This is a genomic window from Nocardia arthritidis, from assembly GCF_011801145.1.
In the GTDB taxonomy this organism is placed as follows: domain Bacteria; phylum Actinomycetota; class Actinomycetes; order Mycobacteriales; family Mycobacteriaceae; genus Nocardia; species Nocardia arthritidis_A.
Genome location: NZ_CP046172.1, coordinates 2,975,876 through 2,996,716, shown reverse-complemented (window position 1 = coordinate 2,996,716; position 20,841 = coordinate 2,975,876). Strand labels below are relative to the sequence as shown.

General features: G+C 67.5%; 18 protein-coding genes and 1 pseudogene. 5 read left to right on the top strand and 14 right to left on the bottom strand.

Features of this window, described 5'->3' with window-relative positions:
- Positions 1 to 10 precede the first annotated feature (10 nt).
- The 3 genes from F5544_RS13200 to F5544_RS13190 all read right to left on the bottom strand — a co-directional run bounded on the left by F5544_RS13200 (position 11) and on the right by F5544_RS13190 (position 3,289).
- Positions 11 to 1,393, bottom strand: a complete 1,383-nt coding sequence (locus F5544_RS13200; RefSeq protein ID WP_167473468.1) for a hypothetical protein — start codon at positions 1,391 to 1,393, stop codon at positions 11 to 13.
- A gap of 139 nt (positions 1,394 to 1,532) precedes the next feature.
- A complete protein-coding gene (locus F5544_RS13195; protein WP_167473467.1) occupies positions 1,533 to 2,648 on the bottom strand; it encodes a toll/interleukin-1 receptor domain-containing protein in 1,116 nt (371 codons plus the stop codon).
- A complete protein-coding gene (locus F5544_RS13190) occupies positions 2,645 to 3,289 on the bottom strand; it encodes a 4Fe-4S single cluster domain-containing protein (protein ID WP_203217552.1) in 645 nt (214 codons plus the stop codon). Before F5544_RS13190 ends, F5544_RS13195 begins: the two co-directional genes overlap by 4 nt.
- Positions 3,290 to 3,392: 103 nt before the next feature.
- Here F5544_RS13190 and F5544_RS13185 point away from each other — a divergent pair, with 103 nt between their 5' ends.
- Positions 3,393 to 3,818 (top strand): DUF4231 domain-containing protein, encoded by a 426-nt coding sequence (locus F5544_RS13185; RefSeq protein ID WP_167473466.1) that lies wholly within the window; start codon positions 3,393 to 3,395, stop codon positions 3,816 to 3,818.
- 23 nt (positions 3,819 to 3,841) lie between these two features.
- Here the strand turns inward: F5544_RS13185 and F5544_RS13180 are convergent, their stop codons facing one another.
- From F5544_RS13180 to F5544_RS13165, 4 genes are all read right to left on the bottom strand, one after another.
- Positions 3,842 to 5,017: an FAD-dependent oxidoreductase gene (locus F5544_RS13180; protein WP_203217551.1), complete on the bottom strand. Its 1,176-nt coding sequence runs from the start codon at positions 5,015 to 5,017 to the stop codon at positions 3,842 to 3,844.
- Between the two features lie 199 nt (positions 5,018 to 5,216).
- A complete protein-coding gene (locus tag F5544_RS13175) occupies positions 5,217 to 6,170 on the bottom strand; it encodes a hypothetical protein (RefSeq protein WP_167473464.1) in 954 nt (317 codons plus the stop codon).
- On the bottom strand, positions 6,157 to 7,518 hold the full coding sequence (locus F5544_RS13170; RefSeq protein ID WP_167473463.1) for a hypothetical protein: 1,362 nt from the start codon (positions 7,516 to 7,518) through the stop codon (positions 6,157 to 6,159). The genes F5544_RS13175 and F5544_RS13170 overlap by 14 nt, the downstream gene beginning before the upstream one ends.
- Positions 7,515 to 7,838: a hypothetical protein gene (locus F5544_RS13165; protein ID WP_167473462.1), complete on the bottom strand. Its 324-nt coding sequence runs from the start codon at positions 7,836 to 7,838 to the stop codon at positions 7,515 to 7,517. The genes F5544_RS13170 and F5544_RS13165 overlap by 4 nt, the downstream gene beginning before the upstream one ends.
- A 306-nt stretch (positions 7,839 to 8,144) precedes the next feature.
- Between F5544_RS13165 and F5544_RS13160 the strand changes: the two genes are divergently transcribed.
- Positions 8,145 to 9,677 carry an AIM24 family protein gene (locus tag F5544_RS13160; protein ID WP_238847225.1) on the top strand — a complete coding sequence of 511 codons (1,533 nt, stop codon included), beginning with the start codon at positions 8,145 to 8,147 and terminating at the stop codon, positions 9,675 to 9,677.
- 2 nt (positions 9,678 to 9,679) lie between these two features.
- Here the strand turns inward: F5544_RS13160 and F5544_RS13155 are convergent, their stop codons facing one another.
- A complete protein-coding gene (locus tag F5544_RS13155) occupies positions 9,680 to 10,387 on the bottom strand; it encodes a nitroreductase family protein (protein WP_167473460.1) in 708 nt (235 codons plus the stop codon).
- Positions 10,388 to 10,557: 170 nt separating this feature from the next.
- On the opposite strand from F5544_RS13155, the gene F5544_RS13150 reads away from it, so the two are divergent.
- Positions 10,558 to 10,902: a histone-like nucleoid-structuring protein Lsr2 gene (locus tag F5544_RS13150; RefSeq protein WP_167473459.1), complete on the top strand. Its 345-nt coding sequence runs from the start codon at positions 10,558 to 10,560 to the stop codon at positions 10,900 to 10,902.
- Positions 10,903 to 11,108: 206 nt separating this feature from the next.
- On the opposite strand, the gene F5544_RS13145 is transcribed toward F5544_RS13150, so the two are convergent.
- On the bottom strand, positions 11,109 to 12,212 hold the full coding sequence (locus F5544_RS13145; protein WP_167473458.1) for a Gfo/Idh/MocA family protein: 1,104 nt from the start codon (positions 12,210 to 12,212) through the stop codon (positions 11,109 to 11,111).
- 92 nt (positions 12,213 to 12,304) lie between these two features.
- Between F5544_RS13145 and F5544_RS13140 the strand changes: the two genes are divergently transcribed.
- A complete protein-coding gene (locus F5544_RS13140; protein WP_167473457.1) occupies positions 12,305 to 12,907 on the top strand; it encodes a TetR/AcrR family transcriptional regulator in 603 nt (200 codons plus the stop codon).
- A 58-nt stretch (positions 12,908 to 12,965) separates the two neighbouring features.
- Here the strand turns inward: F5544_RS13140 and F5544_RS13135 are convergent, their stop codons facing one another.
- The gene (locus F5544_RS13135) at positions 12,966 to 13,994 is read right to left on the bottom strand and encodes an esterase/lipase family protein (protein WP_238847224.1); all 1,029 of its coding nucleotides are present in this window, start codon (positions 13,992 to 13,994) and stop codon (positions 12,966 to 12,968) included.
- A gap of 400 nt (positions 13,995 to 14,394) precedes the next feature.
- Between F5544_RS13135 and F5544_RS13130 the strand changes: the two genes are divergently transcribed.
- Complete coding sequence (locus F5544_RS13130; protein ID WP_167473455.1) at positions 14,395 to 15,096, top strand: cupin domain-containing protein; 702 nt, start codon at positions 14,395 to 14,397, stop codon at positions 15,094 to 15,096.
- Positions 15,097 to 15,102: 6 nt separating this feature from the next.
- On the opposite strand, the gene F5544_RS46320 is transcribed toward F5544_RS13130, so the two are convergent.
- The 4 genes and pseudogenes from F5544_RS46320 to F5544_RS13110 form a co-directional block, all read right to left on the bottom strand.
- Positions 15,103 to 15,708, bottom strand: a complete 606-nt coding sequence (locus F5544_RS46320; protein WP_238847223.1) for an SAM-dependent methyltransferase — start codon at positions 15,706 to 15,708, stop codon at positions 15,103 to 15,105.
- Between the two features lie 103 nt (positions 15,709 to 15,811).
- Positions 15,812 to 16,633 (bottom strand): annotated as a pseudogene (locus tag F5544_RS46315) (diguanylate cyclase domain-containing protein); the annotation flags it as partial.
- Between the two features lie 468 nt (positions 16,634 to 17,101).
- Positions 17,102 to 18,964 (bottom strand): amino acid transporter, encoded by a 1,863-nt coding sequence (locus tag F5544_RS13115; RefSeq protein ID WP_238847441.1) that lies wholly within the window; start codon positions 18,962 to 18,964, stop codon positions 17,102 to 17,104.
- Positions 18,965 to 19,176: 212 nt separating this feature from the next.
- Entirely contained in the window at positions 19,177 to 20,775 is a 1,599-nt protein-coding gene (locus F5544_RS13110; RefSeq protein WP_167473453.1) for an FMN-binding glutamate synthase family protein, read from the bottom strand.
- Between the last annotated feature and the right edge of the window lie 66 nt (positions 20,776 to 20,841).

Sequence of the window (20,841 nt, the reverse complement as noted above, 5' to 3'; positions counted from 1 at the left end):
TCGCCCCTGTTCACACCGCCTCGGTGGCCATGCCCTTCCGTCGGACCAACTGTGCGACGTCCCGCACCCGAACATCCGGCTCCGACGCCTCCTCCGCGGACCGCAGATCGATGCCCGTACGTTCCAGGACGCTGTCATGGATCGATACCGTGCGCACCGTCCGCTCCTCCTCGGCGACGTCGCCGTCGAAGTTGTGCAGCCGCACCGTCGGCGGGCGGTCGTCGGTCTCCCCCGGCGCCACCTCGATGACGATCTCGCTGCCGGTGACGTGGTTGGCGCTCTTGGCCAGAAATGCCCCGCGCTGATCGGCGTCCGCGTAGCCGACATCGCTCTCGACCACCTGATAATGGTGGCGGCGGTCCAGCGCATCGGCGATGAGGTCGGCAAGATTCGCGCGCAGCTGCGAGGAGCGCAATCCGGTAACCGCCTGCTCCACCACCGAATCGAGCCGCCGGTCCAATTCCGGCACCCGGCTCGCGAGTAGCTCCCGCAGCGCATCGGTCGTCAGCGGCAGCTCATCGTCACGCACCTGCGCCAGCAGCGTAGTCACTTCTGCGGCAAGCCTTTTCAGTGCGCCCCTGGACCAGTAGTCGACATCGGGCCGCGCCACCGCCTCGCCCGTTTCGAAGATGATTTCCGGGTCCAGCGTCGCATTGCCTTCGATAACGCCCTGCAGGCGGAGCAGTTCGGTCTCCGCCGCGATGCGGCAGGCGCGCCATTCGGTGTCGAGCAGCACGAGTTCGGAGCGCAGCGCGCCCATCTCCTGACAGAAGTCCCGCGCGTTGGCGAGCAGGAACGCATCCAACCCGCCGCCGTCCCGATCGGCCTGCAAGGACCGCAGTTTCGCATCCAGTTCAGCCAATTTGCCGGGCAAGTACCGTTCGTGCGGCAACTCGGCCACTTGGGCGCGCAGTATCGCTGCGTCGTTCAGATAGGTTTCGGTGAGCCGCGCGGCGCGCGACCGATCGTCCGCGAGCGCGGTCACCTTGCGATCCAATTCCGCCAATTGTTCGGTGCGCCTTGCCCGTTCGTCCGCGAGTTCGCGCTGCCAGGTTTCCCGGTCCTTGCGAAGCGCCGCGGCGGTTTCACCGCGCAGGCGGGCATGCTGATCGCGCACCCGGGACAGGATCGCCGACGAGGTGTCGCGTAGCCGCCGCGCGGTGCGCTCCTCGGCCGCCCGGGTCGCATCGCTCAAGTCGGTGAGCGCCGTCTCGAAGCGATCGTGTCTGGCCTCGACCTCGGCCATGGAATGCGCGAGGTCCCGCTCGGTCTGCGTGCGTAGCTGATCGACGAGCTTCGGCAGATCTCGGTTCACCTGCGCCAATTTGCGCGCATCGGCCTGCAACCTATTCCAATCCGCTTCCGCGACATAGATTCGCTTACGGCCACTCATAGCTCTCCCACCCCACTTCGGCGATCGGCGCGGTCGAATTCCGCGCTTCGTTGCCAGCGCGAGTATACGGGAGTTCGCCCCGGTTTCCGATGGGTTGACTTTTACACTTCCCGCGAATTATCCGGCGAGAGAACGGGACTCAGTCACCCAATAGAACCATCTGGTCGGCAAAAGTGTCGCAACCGTTACCTGCCGCCGTATCGCGGGCCGCCAACCGCGCGGCGCCGCGGATATCGCAGTGCGGATCGCGAGCGAGCGCCCCGTAGAACACGGAACCGAAGGAACGAGCGCAGTCGGCGTCGATCGCACCGCGCCACGCGATCACGGTCTCGGCGAAATCCGTGAAATCCGTGGCGAATTCCGCACTCGCACCGATGGAGAACACGATCACCCGCGGTAGCGGCCGCCCATATTCCCTCGCCAGACCGATCCGCTGGACCAGCCCGTCGATCGAGATGACGTGCGGCTGCGCGGTCGGATCCGCGAGCAGGATCGCGCGGTCCGCGCTGCGGAATGCGCCGCAGCAGTGCACGATATCCGGCCGTTCCTCCAGCAGCTTCCCGATATCGCCCGCAGTACTCAATGTTCGGGCCGCGACCCGCAAACCACCCCGCCGCGCGACCCGGGCAATCGCCTGGAATTCCCGATCGCCGCGCACCCGGCCGAGCGCGATGTCGAAGGGACTCGCACCGAGAAACGCGACGGCCAATTCTCCGGTAGCCCCGGGTAATCCGCTCGAACGCGGTGGCAGTTTCGGAACGCCTTTCGCCATCATCGGTTCCGGATCCTCCGGTTGCCGAGTGAGTACCCGCAGCAGCTTCTCCGCGCCGGCGACGGTGAAATCCCGCACCGTGTACTTGCTGCCCGAGTACGGGCCGAGGAATACCGGAATATCGTCGGCCGTCGCGCCGGGCAGCAGCACCGGAAGAATGCGGCCGTACCATTTTTCCCGATCGGCGTAGATCAATTCGCGCAGCAGTGCGGCCTCGTAGTTCGCGCCCCGGCCCGCTCCGTTCGCGGCCCGCCGGTCGGAGCTGGCTCGATATGCGGCCGAAGCTGCCACCAGCACGTAATCCGCGGCCTCGATCTCACGCTGCATCCAGACCGGCCAATCCTGTCGTCGACCGGCGGCGGGAAGGTCGAGCCTGGCGTCGATTCCGTTCTGCCGCAAGAAGTTCCACAGGTTTCGTACCGCGTCGGAGTGCGCCCGATCCGCCTTGGCGTATGAGATGAACACCCGTACCGCGCCGGTCATCGCGCACCGCCCGGCAAACCGTCGATCACCTCGTCCAGCGTTTCCAACAGTCCGGGCGGCGGGACACCGATCAGCGTCACCGCCCGCTCGTCTATTCGCAATTCGGCAGACCTCGGCCGATTTTCGAAGTCGTAGCCGCAGTCCCGGAGCCGATCGGTCAGCCGGTGCACCCGCTGGTTGGTGCTGCCGCGCAGCCCGCGCCCGTCGTTTCGCGCGACCACGTACTGGCCGTCGATCAGCACGTCGACCACCGAAAGCAGCTCCGCAACCCCGGGCAGTGGCGGGTCGCGCCGCAGCCGCCGCAACGTGAAGCCGGTGAAACAGACGACGGTGACATCCTTTTCACCGCGCACGTGCCGCACCAACTCGGCCAGCCCGGCGGCCTGCGCCATCGGCTCACCACCGCTGAGCGTAAGCCCGTCGAACGCTGGTCCGCGCAACAGTTCGGCCGCCAGCTCACCGGGCCGGACCAGCCGCTGCGTCCGGAACGGAATCCATTCCGGCGCAATACATCCGCGGCAGCTGAACGGGCAGCCCTGCACCCAGACGACGGCCCGGCGACCGGGGCCGAGCGAATTCGTCGCGAGCGCAGTCGCGGCGATATTCAACATGCCGTCGGCCGCCTCGATCTCCTCACCCATGCTGACGCACCTCCCGCACCCCTCAGCCGCGTCGTACGAACAATGCTAGTGCCCGGATGGTTTTTCGCACCCGCGCGGCGGATTCCCGTGCTATGAGTGGTGTGTGGAGACACCTGGACCGGGCGTCGAGACCGACCCGGTGTGGTTACGGCTTGTTGAGCAATTGCAGTGGTACAGCGCGAGAAGCGCTGCGGCGCAACGAATGTACAAGCTGGTGAAGTTGGGGCAGATCGTGGTCGGGGCGGCGGTGCCGGTCGCGGCCCTCGCCGCGCCCGCCGTGCTCACCGCGATCATCGCGGCCTCGATCGTCGTCGCGGAGGGGGCGCAGCAGCTGTATCAGTGGCAGTCCAACTGGCTGCGCTACCGCCTGACCGCCGAGGCGCTCAAACGGGAGAAGCACCTCTACCTGACGCACAGCGGCCCCTATCGAAGCGGCAACCGCCGCACGCTGCTGGCCGAGCGCGTCGAGGCCATCGTCGCGGCCGAGAATACCGACTGGGCAGCCGAATTCGAGCAGCCGGAGGAGTAGGGCCCCGACGCGACGGGCCGCGCTCAGTCGATCGGGAGGGGGTCCTGGCCGAGGAAGCGGGTGCCGTTGGTGGCGCCGAGGCGGACGGCGGCGAATCCGTAGTCGATCATTTGGTGTTCGTAATTGCGCAGGGCCGCAATGAGGTTGCCGTTCGTGGCGGCCTCGACGAGTGCGTCGCGGAGGTTGGCGGCGTCGCGCAGGGCCACGCAGGCGCCCGCGCCCGCGGCGGGGCTTGTCGCGTGGATGGCGTCGCCGAGCAGCGTGATGGGGGTTGTCGGCCATGGGGCGATCGGGACGGCGGAGCGGATCTGTAGCGCGAACATCGCCGACCGATCGATCCGGTCGACGACGGCGCGCAACCGCGGATGCCAATTCGCTACCGCGGCAACGACTATCGAATGCAGGGCCGGGCCGTCGAGCTCGCGGAGGAGCCGGGTGTCCGGCAGGCCGAACCATTCGGCGCGGGCGCCGAAGGAGCAGGTCAGGTAGTCGGCGGTGGACAGCGGACGCAGCGTCGGCGTCAACCGTGCCGCCGCGGTTTCCGGCGATTCCCGGAATTCGACCGGCGCGACGCCCAAATGCGTCCGCTCCGGCCCCGGAACGATGGTGAAGATGCCCAACATGTTGTCGTCCAACAGGTTTCGCACCTCCGCCGTCAGCGGTACCACTCCGTACAGTGCCCGCAGCCCGGTGTCGACCACCCTGGCGTTCGGCAGATATTGTTGGCGCACAGCGGAATTCACACCGTCGGCGCCGATCAGCACGTCACCGGTGACCGTGTCGCCGTCCGCGAATCGCGCGGTTATCCGCCCGTCGGAGCCGATCTCGTAGTCGCACAGCTGTTTTCCGAAGACGACCCGGTCCTCGATGCCCGCGAGCAGGGTCTGCCGCAGCAGCAGCCGGTCCACCGCCAGATCGATGGGCTCGGTCGAGTCCTGCACGAAGACCGCGTCGAGGCTGTCTCGGTCCAGCACCGTGAACCGAGGTTTCGGCAAACCGGCTGTGGCGTCGAGGAATTCGAAGTTCTCGGTGGGCAGCAGCCGGCGCAGCGCCGCGTGGGCGAGCGCATCGATATGCAGCCGGTAACCCTGCCGCCGCGCGGTGAGCGTCGCATCCCGTTCGAAGACGGTGACCTCGATTCCGGCCCGGCGCAACCCCTGGGCCAGCGCCATCCCGCCCAATCCGGCGCCGGCGATCATGACATGGAGCATGACGAATTCGTCCCTTCACATAACGCAACAATGGAAGGAACGCACAGGTGGCACCCGTGGGGGGTGCGCTGCTCGAGCGACAAGCGCCGTTCGGACTAACCCATACCGAACTGTGTCTTCGCGCGTCCACCGGCGACATTAATCAGCCGGAAAGGCTTGCGCAACAACCAATTCTGTGGGCTGTGCGTCAGCCGGCGCTGATCGCGGTGATCAGCGTGCGATCCGCGGTGGTGCGGGTGGTGATCACCTGGGTGAAGGTCTGCGGATCCTGCCCCGGCTGTTGTTGGGTGAGCTGCACCTGCCACCGCGTCTGTCCGCCGTCGCCGCCGGGTGTCGGGGTGATCCGCACGCAGTAGCGGGTGCCGTCCGCGATCTGATTGATCCCGCGCTGGATCTGTTCGGCTGGGGGCACGGTGGCGTCAGGGGCGACGACGGCGCGCGCCGCGTATCCGGAACGCTGCACGTAGTAGGCGCGTTCGAAGGCGAGGATCGCCGACGGTCCATCACCGGTGCCGCCGGGATCGGTACCGGACACCACATCCGGTGTCCGCTGCTGCGCGCAGCCCGGCGTCGCCACCGCCGACGCCGGCTCGCTCGTCGCGGCGGCCGACGAACCCGCCGTCGGCTGCGCGGCCACCGACGAGGTGGTCGGCGCCAACGGATGTTTCGTCTTGCCGGACGCCTTGAACGCCACCAGCACCACCGCGACGATCGCCACCGTCACGCCCAGCGCGATCAATACCGGCAGCAACCGATTCCCGCTGCTCGCCGGTTCGTCGCGCCGCCGCGGCCGCCGCAGCCCGAGCCCCGGATTGCCGCCGGTGCGGTCGATGATCGACGGCACGACGGTGCGGTTCTCCTCATACGGTTCGGCGTCGGCCGGGTCGCGTCGGTACCGGCCCGGCTCCGGCTCCGGCTCGATCACCGGCTTTTCCGGCGCCGGATCGAGCCAGCGCTGCCAATCCTCGTCGCCGCGCACCGCTCTCACTCCCTGGTTCGGCTCCGGTCGCGGCGCGCGCCGGCCGGAACCGCGGCGCACCTTGCGCTTCGGCTGCGACTTGGCGGGCAACCGCAGCATGGGTAGACCGGTGTCGAACGGATTGTGTTCCTGGCCGGGCTCGTTCGAATCAGAGCGTGTCATCGCCGAAGTCGCCGATTACGGCGACCGGAACCGTCTCCTGCGCCGCGGGCACGGTCACCCCGAGCTGACCGTCCTTCGGTTTGTGTTCCTGATCGCCGCCGCCCGGCACCGCCGGCACCACCATGCCGCCGGTCGGTGCGGGCTGGGCCTGAGTGTCGGCCGACGGTTTGGGCGCGGGCGCGGGTGCCGGATCGGGTTTGGCAGGTGCGGGAGCGGGTGGTCGATCCGCGGCGGCGGGAGTTTGGAAGGGCGGTTGGGACGGCGCCGGATTCGGGGCCGGTTTCGGCGCGTTCGGCGCGATAAGGGGTGACGACGGCGCGGGCGCGGAGGCGTTACCGGTCCCGGTGCCCTTGCCGAAGTCGAAAACCCCGGGCGTACCCGGCGTGCCGGTGCTCGGATTGTCGCCGCTCGTACCCTGTGGCTGGGTGGAACCGGGATGAATCAACTCCGGAATCGCCTTATCGATCACCTTGTCCACCGACGAGCCGACGGTATCCATGGCGTGCGTGCCGATTTCGACGATCTTATCGATCAGGTGGGTGCCGATGTTGACGCCCGCATTGATGGCCGCGGTGCCGACCTGCACGCCCGCCGAGATCAGCTGCTGCTGGACCTGCAACTGCGCGGCCTGCACCGGATCGAGCTGCTGACCGGGAACGCCGGTGCCGTATGTGCCGACGCCCGTGCCGATTCCGGTGCCCGGGACGTACTGGGTGGACGGCGTCGTACCGATGCCCGCCGGTTGGGTGACGGTGAGCGGGCCCATACCGTCGAGGGTCTGGGTGTGGGTGTCCATTTCGGTCTGCGCGGCCCGCACCGTGCTGACGGCATCGCGCAGCGCCTGGGTGGCCCGCGCGATCACGGCATCGGCCTCCGGCGCCGACGAAGCATTGCCCAGAATTTGCTTGGCATCCCTGCGGAAGTCGGCGATGATCTGGTCGACCCGTTGCGCCGCACGCGAACTCGTCGACTGAGCAGCGGAAAGCACCGACAGGTAGGCCGGTCCGCGATCGGAGATGTCGCCGATCTGGGTCTGGGTGGTGCGCAGCGCGGGCACGGCGGCGTCGGCGCCGGTCGAGGACCAGGTCGATTCCAGGGCGTGCAGACCGTCGCGGTGCGGGCCCTCGGTATCGGCCGCCTGCGCCGACGCGGCGGAAAGGGCTCGGGTGATGGCCGGATCGGGTGTGGACGCGCCGGTGCCGAGCGATGCGCGCAGCCGCAGCATCGGCTGCACGAGCGCGGCGACGATCGGCGGATCCACCTCGGGATCGCTGGAAGTTGTCCGGCGGACCGGTTCTCGGGTGGGCGCCGCGGCGGGGCGCCGCCGCAGGGTGGCCAATCTCCTCATGCCAGTTCCCCTTTCGCCCGGTCGAGCTTCGCGGCGGTATCCACATCGGAGGCGTGCATATCCGCGCTGTATCCGCGCAGCACCGCACCATAGGCGGCGACCAGGCGGCCCGCGGTGGACAGCGCCTGCTGATGTTCCGTCACCGCCGCCGTGAACCGCTGGGCGAACTGGGCGCCGATCAATCCGAGATCGGCCGACAATCGCTCCGGATTCACCGCGCCGCCCGCGACCTGCGCCGCCGATGCCAGCTGCTGCGAAACCGTCTCCGCGATCTTCGTGTAGGCGGCCATCGCCGCCGGGTCGAGCTTCAGCGTGTCCACTGTTCCCCCTCACGGAAACCAATACTTCGCTGTCGCGGCATGATTCGACACACCGAGCCTACTTCGCGCCGGGCCCGCGCGCTCGCGATCCAGGAGCCGAAATCCGCTGCACCGCGGAGTTCGCGAGCATCCGACCTGCGAATTGTAAAGCCAGCGCGGCATGCTGGACCAGACCGAACCGTTCGTACCGGGGACTTCGACACAGGGCCGAGGGGGCAAGTGGACGCGCCGCGCGCACACGGGACACACTTGAGTGGTGAACCGTTGGAGAATTGGACAATTCCACCAGCAGGGGGACGGTCTATCGTGACGACACTTGCCCGCGGCGAGAATCGCCCGGCTCCAGCCGACCGGCTCTCGATCACCGTCACCTGCTCCGCCGGTGTCGACGTATCGGCGCTGCTGCTCGGCGCGAACGAAAAGGTGCGGTCCGACGGCGATTTCATCTTCTTCAACCAACCGGTCGGCCCCGGCGTCGTCTACCGGCACGGCCGCGGCGCCGGTGACGTCGTCGATGTACAAACCTCCGCGCTGCCCGCCGATATCGACAAGGTGGTGATCACCGCCAGCCTCGACGGCAGCGGTCCCGCGACCTTCGCGGGCGTCGGCACGCTGCGGGCCACCATCGAATCCGATTCCGGCGCACTCGCTTTCCCGATGACCGGGCTCACCACCGAGACCGCGGTGGTATGCGTCGAGATATACCGCCGCGCGGGTGCGTGGAAGGTGCGGGCCGTCGGCCAGGGTTTCGACAATGGTCTGGCCGGAATCGCCACCGCATTCGGGGTGAACGTCGACGACGAGCCGGAACCCGCGCCGCCGCCGAATCCGGTTGCGGCACCGAATCCGCAGGCAGTGGTTCCGCCCGGCACGCCGAATCCCATTGGCGCGCAGAATCCACAGGCACCGATTCCGCATGCGCGGATTCCACAGTCGCAGATTCCGCCGGGTGCCCCATATCCGCCGCCCGGGCAATACCCTCCTGCCAATCCACCGGCCGGGCAATACCCTCCGGTCCCGAATCCGGCGGCACCCGCATACGGTGCACCGCCCCCATACCCGACACCCGCCCAGCCCGCATTCCAGCAAGGAGCCATGCCCATGCAGAGCGAACTATTCGCCCAGAAGCACGCCGAGGTCGCGGGCGCCGGCATTCAGGTGCAGGGCAGCAAGATGATTCGCGTCGGGCTCAATGGCGAGGTCATGGCCCGCGCCGGTTCGATGGTCGCTTACCAGGGCGATCTGCATTTCCAGGCGCTAGGCGCCGGCGGTATCGGACGGGCGATTCAGCAGCGGCTCACCGGTGAGGGCGTGCCGCTGATGAAGGTGTCCGGCCGCGGCGATCTATTCCTCGCCAATGCCGCCACCGATGTGCACATCATCGATCTGGACGGCACCGACGGACTCACCATCAACGGCGCCAATGTGCTCGCCTTCGACCCGACGCTCACCTATAACATCCGCATGGTGCAGGGCGCGGCCGGATTCACCAGTAATGCGGGCCTTTTCAACTGTGTTTTCACCGGACGCGGCCGCATCGCCATCACCACGCACGGCCATCCGGTGGTGTTGAACGTCGATCAGCCGACCTATGCCGATCCGCAGGCCGCGGTTGCCTGGTCGTCGAGCCTGCAGACCGGAATCAAACGCAATGATTCGTTCGGGCTCGGCAGGCTCATCGGGCGCAGCACCGGTGAGGGAATCACGCTGTCGTTCTCCGGCCACGGATTCGTCATCGTGCAACCGTCCGAAGTTCCCACCGGTGGGATCATCGGCGGCGCGGGCGGCGGGGAACGCGCCGGAGAAAACAGCGGAATACTGGGCGGGCTCTTCGGCTGAGGCTATTCCGGGTAGAACTCCAATGCCGCCCGCAGCGGCTTACGGCTCAGATCCGGTACCTCGCAATCCGGCGCGGGATAGCCCACCGGGAAGAGGATGTAAGGGCGTTCGGAACCCGGACGCCCCAGAATCTCGGAGAGGAAGCCCATAGGATTGGGGGTATGGGTGAGCGTCGCGAGGCCCATGGAATGCAGCGCGGCGATGAACATTCCGCACGCGATGCCGACGCTCTCGTTGACGTAGTAGTTCTTGCGCAGCGAACCGTCGGGTTGCGGGGTGCTCTTCTCCGCGAAAACCGCCACGATCCACGGAACCACATCCAGATAGGACTTGTCCGAGTTGGTCTCCAGTGGCGCCAATGCCGCACGCCAGGCTTCGGGTAACCGCCCGCCCTCGTAGTTGATCCGCTCCTCCTCTTCGGCCGCGACGCGAATCCGGTGTTTCACCGCTGGATCGGCGACCGCGACGAACTTCCACGGCTGGTGATGCGCGCCGGACGGTGCGGTATTCGCCGCCGCGACGGCGAGTTCTATCATCCTGCGCGGAACCGGATCCGGGGCGAAGAATCGCACGCTGCGCCGGGTTTCGAGGAATTCGTGGAAGGTCTCGCCGCGCAGGATGCCCTCGGTCTGATCGAGGCGGGGCGGTGCGTACGGCACGAAGGGGTGGTCGTGCCTGCGGGACGGTTGCGTACTGGTCTGGTTCACCATGCAGCCAGCGTATGGCCGGAGCGCGAACCGGGCCGCGGAACCGAAAGAATCCGCCGCATTGCAAAATCCACAACCGGCCATAGCAAACTCGATTGAATGGGATTTGGAATAATTGGGTATCCGCATTAGCATTCGAAGGAAATACCCGCACCTACCCTAAGGACTGCCTCATGGCCAAGAAAGTAACCGTCACGATGGTCGACGACTTCGACGGCACATCGAAGGCGGACGAGACCGTTCACTTTTCAATCGACGGCGTGGCCTACGAGATCGATCTGTCGACCAAGAACGCGGGCAAGCTGCGCGCCGCCCTGGAGCCGTGGGCGGACAACGCCCGTCGCACCGGCCGTCTCAAGACGAAGACCCGTGGCGCCGGGAAAGATTTCCGCTCCACGGTCGATCGGGACCAGTCGCTGGCAATCCGTGAATGGGCCCGCAAGAACGGCCACAAGGTTTCGGCCCGTGGCCGAATCTCCGCGGATGTGGTCGCCGCCTACAACAACGCACAGAAGTAGCAAATCCACCCGGTCGCGCCCCAGGGTTTCCACCATCCCCTGGGGCGCGATTTATTGTCTTTCCACAATGGCGCGGGCCCGCCCGGTTCGCGAAATTCGACTGATCTCGCGAAGCAAACGACGCCCATTTTCATATTCGCGCCCGCTACCGCCCGGTCCGCCACCAACGCGCCGCGACCGAGCGAAATACCTTGTGGCCCAAGGTTTCAGCGGGCGCTCAGCCGACGACCGGATTCGGCGGACCGGCGGATCGTGTCCAGCAGCCGATGCACGCGAACCCCGTCCGCGAAGGTGGGCACCGTATGCGCACCAGTGCGGATATCCTCGGCCAGCGCCGCGTAGAGCCCGGCCACATTCCGTGGTTCGGTGCCGAGTTCCGCTGCGAGACCGGTTCTTTCGCCTAGTTCCCGCCAGGTTCCGTGTACGCCGCGGGAACCGAACAGGCGCAGCTCGCTCATCTGGATGCCGCCCAGTGGGCGCGCATCGGAGACGATGGCCAGATCGCCCTCGGTGCCGGAGATCGCGACGCGGGTCGGATCGTCGGTCAGCTTCGCGTCATGGATATGCGCCGAGATCACCGCACCGCCATCGAGCGCGCCGGTAAGCAGCACGTGGTCCGGGCTGGTGACCGCGATCCGCTCGCCGGTTTCCGCGATCGTGTTGTGCGGGTGCCGAATCGACAGCTGCGCGGACACCTCGGCGAAATCGCCCACCAGATACCGCACGGCGTCGAGGGTGTGCCCGCCCGCCACCTCCAGCACGCCCGCGCCGTTGCGCTCGTCCAGGGTGTATGCCACCCAGCCGGGTACCGTCGTGCCGGCGCCCTTGCCGCGCGGCGAGTAGACGGTGGCCGAAACCACTTCCCCCACATAGCCTTCGGCGATGAGATCGCGGGCCCGCCGGATCTCCGGGGCGTACCGGGCCTGCAATCCGACGGCATGCCGAACGCCCGCGGCCGCGGCCATACCGGACAGCTCGACGGCCTCGTCGGTGGTCAGGGCCAGCGGCCATTCGCAATAGACGTGTTTTCCCGCCGCGAGCGCCGCGCGGATCAGCGTCGCGTGCGCGGGCACCTTCACCGTGATCGCGACCAGATCGACGTCGGGATGTTCGGCCAGCTGCCGCGGATCGGTGAACGCGTGCGCGCCGCCCACCAATTCCGCGGCGGCCCTTGCGCTTTCCGGCCTGCTGGTGCCGACCGCGGTGATCTTGTAATCCGGCAGCGCTTGTAGCGCCGGAATGTGCGCGCGCACCGCCCAGCCCCGCTCCGGATTGGCCCCGATGATGCCGACGCGAATCGGATCCGCCATTGCTCCTCCTCGAAATAAGCGGACTCATGTGGTCCGCTTAAGCACGCTACGCTAACCGGACCCACAGAGTCCACTTGGTAGGCTTGCCGGTCATGAGCGCACGCGACGCCGCAACGACGGCGATCGATCGACTGCTGGCGGAGCAGGACGGCCCGCCGCGGGCCGACGCCCGCCGCAATCTGGAACGCCTCGTCGCCGCGACGCGCGAGGCCGTCGCGGAGATCGGCGTCGAGGTCACCGCGCAGGAGATCGCCCGGCGGGCCGGAGTCGGCAAAGGCACCTTCTACCGCCGGATCTCCTCCCGCGAGGCGCTGCTGCGGGCCGTACTGGAGGAGGTGCTCGACGAAATACTCGCCGCCGCCGACGACGGACTCGCCGACCCCGACGCCTGGCGCGGATTCACCGGATTCGCCACGAAATACGCCCGGCTGCGCGCCGAAAGCTGCGGTGTCGCAGCGGCTTTGGGCGCCGAACCCTGCCTGGAGCGCACACTCGCCGACCTGCGCGGCAAACTGCGCGCCATGGTCGAGCGGGCACAGTCGGCCGGCGCGATGCGCGCCGATATCGCCTGGGCGGACGTGGCTTTCGCGCTGGCGGGCGCGACGAGCGGCGAGCACACGCTGGGGCTTACCGCCGATTCCGACCAGTGGCAACGCAATCTACGCATCGTCCTCGACGGGCTGGCCGCCGGATAGACCGCCGAAATCGCCCGCACCGGAACATATTCCGGCACGGGCGATTCGAACTATCGACTCAGAGCAACCACGGGTTGAGGGAGCACACCAGATTCGGGTGACCCACCGGATCCAACGCCTGCAGTGCGATGGAGGTGGCGCGCGGCGAGAACATCATCGAGTTGTGGTCGGAGGTGTCCAGATCGCAACCGTCCTGGAGCAATACGTCGTGCACCTGCGCGCCCGGACCCGCCTGCAGGTAGGTGCGGGTGTACGGGCTGGACACCTCGTCGTAGCGGTCGGCGACGATGGTGTACTCGACGCCCGGCATGGTGTCGCCGCCCGCGTTCAGCTCGGTCAGCACCGGCGAGCCGATGAGCTGCTGGATGCCGGCGTGGCCGATCAGCGTTTCGGTCGGCGCGCTCAGGTCCAGGCCCGCATTCTTGAAAACGCCCAGCAGGCTGCCCAATCCGCTCAGCGTGGTGCCGTGGTTCGTCGCGCCGAAGGTGATCACCTTCTTCACCTTGTTGCGCGACGGATCGCCCGCGTCGGCGCCGCCGTTGAACTTCAGGTACTGCCGGATCACCACACCGCCCTGCGAATGCCCGATGACGTCGACCTGCGCGGTGCCGGTGACGGCGCGCACGCGATCGACGAAGGCGGCCAGCTGCGCGGCGGAATCCTCGATATAGCCGGTGGCGCCGATGGTCGGCTGCACCAACCCGGCGCCCGGCGCGTCGGCCCGGCCGTAATTGAAGGTGAAGACGCAGTATCCAGCCTTGGCCAGGCGCGGCGACATGTACGCGTACGCGCCGTACGCGCTGGCCCAGGTGCCGTGCACCAGTACGACCGGGCGCGGGTGGGTGGCGTCGGGGCGGCACGACCAGTTGTTCGCACCCTGCGGAGCGACATCCGGATTGGCCAGGCCGTAGGCGAAGGCGGCCGCCTCGTCGGTGAGTTCCGGGCCGTAGCCGACGGTGTCCGACGCGTGCGAGCCGACACCGTTACCCGGATCCGCCATGGCCACCGCGGCATTCGACCCGATCCCGACGATCGCGGCTGCCATGATCGCCGCGACGGCGCGCGGCGTGCGGAAATTGCGTTTCATTGACGTGCTTCTTCCTGGAACTTTCGGGTGTACCCCCGAGGGATTTCGAGTGACCGGCGCAGCCACAGTAATGGTCATACGTCCAGTTGGAGTACACCGTAAAGCCACTTCGCCAAGAATTAGCCGTGACGATGATCATCGGTCGGTCAGGTGAACCGGTCCGGCCCGGCTTCTGGCCGGTCGATGTACAGATCGATACGCGAAACCGCACCCAGTGTTTACGCGTCGTTTCCGGCGTTCAGCACTGTCGAACGCTTCCGATTGAAAAGATGACGACCATCGCGCATACCCGCCGGAACTCGCGGACAATGGCAGTGCGTAAAACGGCCGAACATCGATAGCCTACCGATAACCTGAACCCGATTCTCCGCGCATACCCGGAAAATGGAGGACGCCGCATATGACCACCGATTCGACACCGGAAAACACTGCGGCCCAACCGAACAGGCGCGCGCTACTCGGCGCCGGCGCCGCCGCGCTGGGCGGCGCCGCGGTGGGCGCGGCACTGGTCGCCGACGCATCGACCGCCGCGGCGGATCAACTCCCCAACACCGCCGCGCTGGACGACAACCTCAACACCGCACCCCACCTGTTCCACCTCACCGCCACCGAACCCAACCGGTTCGACGGCGGCACCCTGCAGGGCGCGCACGAGGACAACTTCCCGGTGCTGGCCGGGCAGAGCGGATCGGTGTACTTCGTCCGGCTCGAACCGGGCGGCGTGCGCGAACCACACTGGCATCCGACCGCGTGGGAGCTGAACTTCGTGATCTCCGGCACCGCGCGCTGGACCATCCTCGGCACCCATCCGGACGGCGGCTACCGCAACGACGTCTTCGACGCGGGCAAGGGCGATCTGGTCTTCGCGCCGCAGGGCTTCTTCCACTACTTCGAAAATCCGGACGCCACCGCACCGCTGGAGGTGCTGGTCGTATTCAACACCAGCGCAAAGGAACCGAACGACGATATCGGCATCGTCGGCGCGTTCAACGCGGTCCCGCGCGAGGTCCTCGCCGCCGCCTTCGGCGTCCCCCGGTCGGCATTCGACGCGATCCCCACCGAGACGAAGCCGGTGGTGATCACCAAACGTCAAGTGCGGTAACGCAACTCAGCGCGCCACGCGCCCGATCCCCACATAGCCGTCGAAATCGCGCACCTCGACGATATCGTCCGGATCGGGCCGCCACTGCGACAGATACACCAGACCCGGTTCGACCAGCTCGAATCCGGCCAGGAAAGCGGCGATTTCGGTGCGCGAGCGCAGCACCATCGGAGTCGGCGTGCGGCGGTAGAGCTCCAGCGCGGCGGCCATCTGGTCCGGCGGGCCCTCGTTCCCGGCGTGCGAGATCGCCAGATAGCTGCCCGATGCCAATGAATTACGCAGGCGCGCAATGGTTTCGATGGGCCGGGCGGTATCGGGCAGGAAATGCAGTAGCGCCACCGCGAGCACCGCGACCGGCCGGTCGAAGTCGAGCATTTCGGTGACCTCCGGATCGCGCAGCACCGCGTCGATATCGTTGACATCGCCGCGGACCGCGGTGGCGGCCGGATTTCCGTCGAGCATCATGCGGCTCATCGCCACCGCCACCGGATCGATGTCGACGTACACGACGCGGGCCGCCGGATCGTGCGCGTGCACCACCTCGTGCACATTGCCGACCGTCGGAATACCCGAACCGAGGTCGAGAAACTGGGTGATACCGGCCTCGGCCACCAGGTAGGTCACCGCACGGCGCAGAAAGGCCCGGTTTGCGCACCCAGCGGCTCTTACCGTCCGCCTTGGCCTGGTAGAGCCCGGTATCCGCGGCGTCGAACAACGATTCCGCCGGTGTGCCCGCGGCTCTCGCGGTCACCGCGCCGATGCTCGCGGTGACCCGCAGCAACTTGTTGCCGACCGGAACCGGCCGGGCCAGCGCGGCGAGCATGGCCTCGGCGACCGCGGCGACCCGGTCGTCGTCGGCGGGCGGCGGGATCAGCGCGGCGAATTCGTCGCCGCCGATGCGGGCCACCAGAACGTCTTGCGGGGCGGCGCTTTCGCACAACCGCTGTGCGACGGCGGCGAGCAACCGGTCGCCGACGCCGTGCCCATAGCGGTCGTTGATGTCCTTGAACCCGTCGAGATCGATGAAGCACAGGCCGAGCCGTTCCGCGCCGTTCCCGGTGAGCAGCAGTTCGATTCGCTCCAACAGGTGACGCCGGTTCGGTAGGCCGGTCAGCGGGTCGTTGCGCGCCTGCCGGTGCAGTTCGTCCTGCATCCGGTGCTGTTCGGTGCTGTCGACGCCGACCGCGAGCAGGTAATCGTCATCCCGGCCGATCCCCCGCACGAACGTGACGGCGAAGGTGACCCAGCCATGGCCGCCGTCCGGTCGCACGGTGCGCAGCTCCATGTTCACCGTGCCCTCCCCCGCCGGAATCAGCTTCTCGTACACCAGTTTCCGGATCTCGTCGCGATCGTCCGGATGGGCGAAGTCATATACCGAACGGCCGCGCAAACAGTCGACCGGCACGCCGACCATATCGGCGAGCCCGCGATTGGCGTCGACGACCGTGCCGTCGACGCTGCCCACCGCGATGGCGACCGCCGCATTGTCGAACACCACCCGGAACCGTTCCTCGGCCGCGCGGCGCGCCTGGTCCATGGCCAGCGCATCGCGGCCACGAAATCGCCGCTGCTGCAACGCTTCCCCGTAGCCGCGCCCGAAAGCCGCGAGCAGCGCGGCGAATCGGGCCGCATCGGGCCCGGCCAGCTCCGCGAGCACCCGCGCCGAGGTGGTGAGCACCGGTGCGCCGGTGAGCCGCGCCTCGACCAGCGCCGCCCCGATCGGCGCACCCGCGTCGGCGTCGAATGGTTCGGCGGCCAGCGCGGCCGCGAAATCGCTTACCAGCCTGGCGAGTAGCCGCCGGGCCGCGCGCGCCGGCATCGGCAGATAGGACACCTCGGCCAGTTCCTGCCACCATGCCCGCGCCAGCCTGGCCCGCGCGCCGTCGTCCACCGCACCCCTCCGGTCCGCGCCACCGGGCTACCCCCATCCCGCGCGGCATCCCGATGGTAGCAATGCCGAAACCCGACCGCTCGGGATAACCGTTGCCGCACTCGGCGGTTCGGATCAGCTGTCGACGTGCACGTGCGGCCGTTCGGCCGGATTCGGCACCGCGCGCCGGATGATCTCCCGGGTCACCGGCGCCACCTCGCCCTCGCCGACGAACATGAACTTCAGCAGGTTCACCAGCGGATTGCCTTCGGTCCATTCGAAATACACGTGCGGCTCCAGCCCGGTGCGATCCCGGACGGCCAGCAGAATGGCGGCGATCGAATTGGGGACGGCGGTGGCCTCGACGCTCAGAATGCGGTAGCCACCCACCTCGATTCCGTTGACCCGCAGCTCGGTGCTGAAATCCGATGCGTCGCCGACGATCACCTCGAGGAACATGATCGGCGCGTCGTCGGGGATGTGGCTCTCTATCCGCTGTTCGGCCGCCTTCTCCAGATACTCCTCCGGCTGACGCTGATCCACATCGTGGGTGACGATCCGGATCATGCCCTGCGCCGCGGCCTCATCGATCATCGCGGCCGCCGCGTCGTCGAATGTCACCTCCAGCGCCCGCAATTCGAACGAGCGCCGGGCCCGGGACACGAACGACACCACGATGATCGCGAGGATGAACAGCGAGGCCAACTGCACACCCTCCGGCCGCTCGAAAATATTCGCGATGGTGGTGTACACGAATACCGCCGAGACCGCGCCGAAGCCGATCACCTTGCGGTGCTCGCCTTTTCGCACCGCCGAGATCGTCACGGCGACGGCGGCGGAGGTGATCAGCACCAGCACACCGGTGGCGTACGCGCCGCCCTGCGCATCGACGTCGGCGTCGAAATACCAAGTGATGCCGAAGGATATGACCGCGAACACCAGCACCAGCGGCCGCACCGCGCGCGCCCACTCCGGCGCCATGCCGTAACGGGGTAGGTAGCGGGGCACCAGGTTGAGCAGCCCGGCCATGGCCGACGCACCCGCGAACCAGAGGATCGCGATGGTGCTCAGGTCGTAGACGGTGCCGAACAGATCGCCCAGGTGCTGGTGGGCCAGGTAGGCCAGCGCCCGCCCGTTCGCCGCGCCGCCCGGCTGGAACTCCTTCTCCGGAATCAGGACGGCGGTGATGAAGCTGGTGACCACCAGGAAGGTGCTCATGATGAGCGCGGCGGTGGTGAGCAGTTTGCGGGTGCCCGCGATCCTGGTCACCGGATTGTCCTCCGAATCACCGGGCGCGCCCTTGATCTGCGGCATCACCGCGACGCCCGTTTCGAATCCGGAAAGGCCGAGCGCGAGCTTCGGGAACACCAGCAGCGAAACGCCGACCATGGCCAGCACATTGCCGTGCTGCGCGGTCATCGCATGCGTCCAATCCACCACCAGCCCGCTGGCACTGAGCACCTGGTACAGCCCGACGACCGCCACCACCAGATTCAGCGCCAGATAGGTGCCGACCAGCGCGACCGCGATACCGATCGCCTCGGCGAAACCCTTCAGGAAGATCGCCGCGAGCAGTGCGAGCAGCACCAGCGTGATCAGCAGGTTGTGATGGTCGAACGCCTTGGGCACATACGGGTTCTCCACGATATGCGCCGCACCGTCGGCGGCCGACAGCGTCATCGTGATGACGAAGTCGGTCGCCGCGAAACCCAGCAGCACCAGGATGAAGATCTTGCCGGTCCAGCGGGGCAGCACATGGCTGAACATGGCCAGCGAACCGCCGCCGTGCGGGCTCTCCTTCGCCACCCGCCGATATACCGGCAGCGCGCCGAGCAGCGTCAACGCCACCAGCACCAGCGTCGCCATCGGTGAGAGCACGCCGGCGGCCAGCGCCGCGATACCCGGCTGATAACCCAGGGTCGAGAAGTAGTCGACGCCGGTCAGGCACATCACCTTCCACCAGGAATGCTCGTGTTCGGCATCACCCGGTTTGCGCATCGGACCCGGATGCTGCGAATAGCGTTCGTCGGTGGCGCCTTCCAGCAGCCAATCCCGGAAGGGCGTCGCCGTCCGGTCCGCGGTCGTTGTCACCGTTGTCCCCTCGGTGTTGTCCGGTCCGGCTGACCCGGGCCGGGCGCGAGCATGTCGACGGAACCTTAGCGGGCCAGAATTCATAGGACGTGTCCCCCGTTCTCGGCGATTCGCCCTTCCTATGCTTTACCGGGCATCGGCCGGAACGAATCCGGGTCCGCCGCGGCCCAGTCCATGCGCCAGCCGCGCGGCGGATCGCTCAGCAGCTCACCGGGGGCGAGCCACTCGTACAGCTCCGCATACGACTGCACCACCGTCGGCGAAATCTTCTTGCGCAGCATATGGGGGTTCAGCTCGCCGGGCTCACCCACTCCCAGCGATGCCATCAGCTGCACGGCCTGCTGCACCGTCGCCTCCTGATAGCGCTGGGCGCGCACCGATTTGTCCGCGACGTCCAGCGCGTGCGCCCGCCGCGGATCCTGGGTGGCGACACCGACCGGGCATTTGTTGGTGTGACAGCGCTGAGCCTGGATACAGCCGACGGCCATCATCATGGCGCGCGCCGAATTGGTGTAGTCGGCGCCCTGGATGAGCCGCTTGACGATATCGGTTCCGGTGGCCACCTTGCCGCTGGCGCCGAGCCGGATCCGGTCCCGCAGGCCGGTGCCGACCAGCGCGTTGTGCAGCGTCATCAGCCCGTCGGTGAGCGGCAGGCCGACATTGTCCTCGTATTCCAGTGGGGCAGCCGCGGTTCCGCCCTCCTTGCCGTCGACGACGATGAAATCCGGTGCGATGCCCTCGGCTTGGATCGCCTTGCAGATGGCGAGCACATCGATGCGCGATCCGACGCACAGCTTGAAGCCCACCGGCTTACCGCCGGACAATTCGCGCAGCCGCGCGACGAACGCGATCAGCTCACGCGGTGTGTGGAAGGCCGAATGTGCCGCCGGGCTGACGCATTTCGTATGCGCGGGGACACCGCGATAGGCCGCGATCTCCGCGCTCACCTTGGCCGCGGGCAGCACGCCGCCCAGCCCGGGTTTCGCACCCTGGCTGAGCTTTATCGAGATGGCCTTCACCTGTTCGCGCGCCGCGGTTTCGGTGAAGCGGTGCGGATCGAAGGCGCCGTCGGCGGTGCGCGTGCCGAAGTAGCCGGAACCCAACTCCCACACCAGATCTCCGCCGCCGTCGAGATGGTACGGGGTGAGCCCGCCCTCGCCCGTGTCGTGCGCGAAACCACCCATCGCGGCCGCCCGGTTCAGGGCGCGCAGCGCGTTCGCCGACAGCGCGCCGAAGCTCATCGCCGAAACATTCAGCAGCGACATGGAATACGGCTTGGTGCAGTCCGGGCCGCCGATCAGCACCCGCGGCGGCGTCTTCGGCTCCGGCACCGGCGCCGTCGAATGCACCAGATATTCGTAGCCGACCTGCTCGACATCGCGTTCGGTGCCGAAGGACAGCTCGCCGTGAATTCCCTTGGCCCGCTCGTAGATCATGGTGCGCACGTCGCGGTCGAAGGGGCGACCGTCGAAGTTGCGTTCCACAAAATACTGCTGAATCTCCGGGCGGATGCCCTCCAGCAGGAACCGCATATGCCCGAGCACCGGATAGTTGCGCAGCACCGAATGCCGCTTCTGCACCATGTCATAGACGCCCACGCAGAGCAGCAGCACCAGCAGCGCGACGAGCACCCACCACGCCCATGACCCGATCGCCGCGGCCACCCCCACCAGCAGCACCGCGGTGGCAAGGAATCCGAGTATGAAAAATCGGAGCATTGTCGACCTTTCCGATATCGCACGCCGTGTCGGAAACTACCCCCTCGGCGGCCCGCGGCGCCGGAT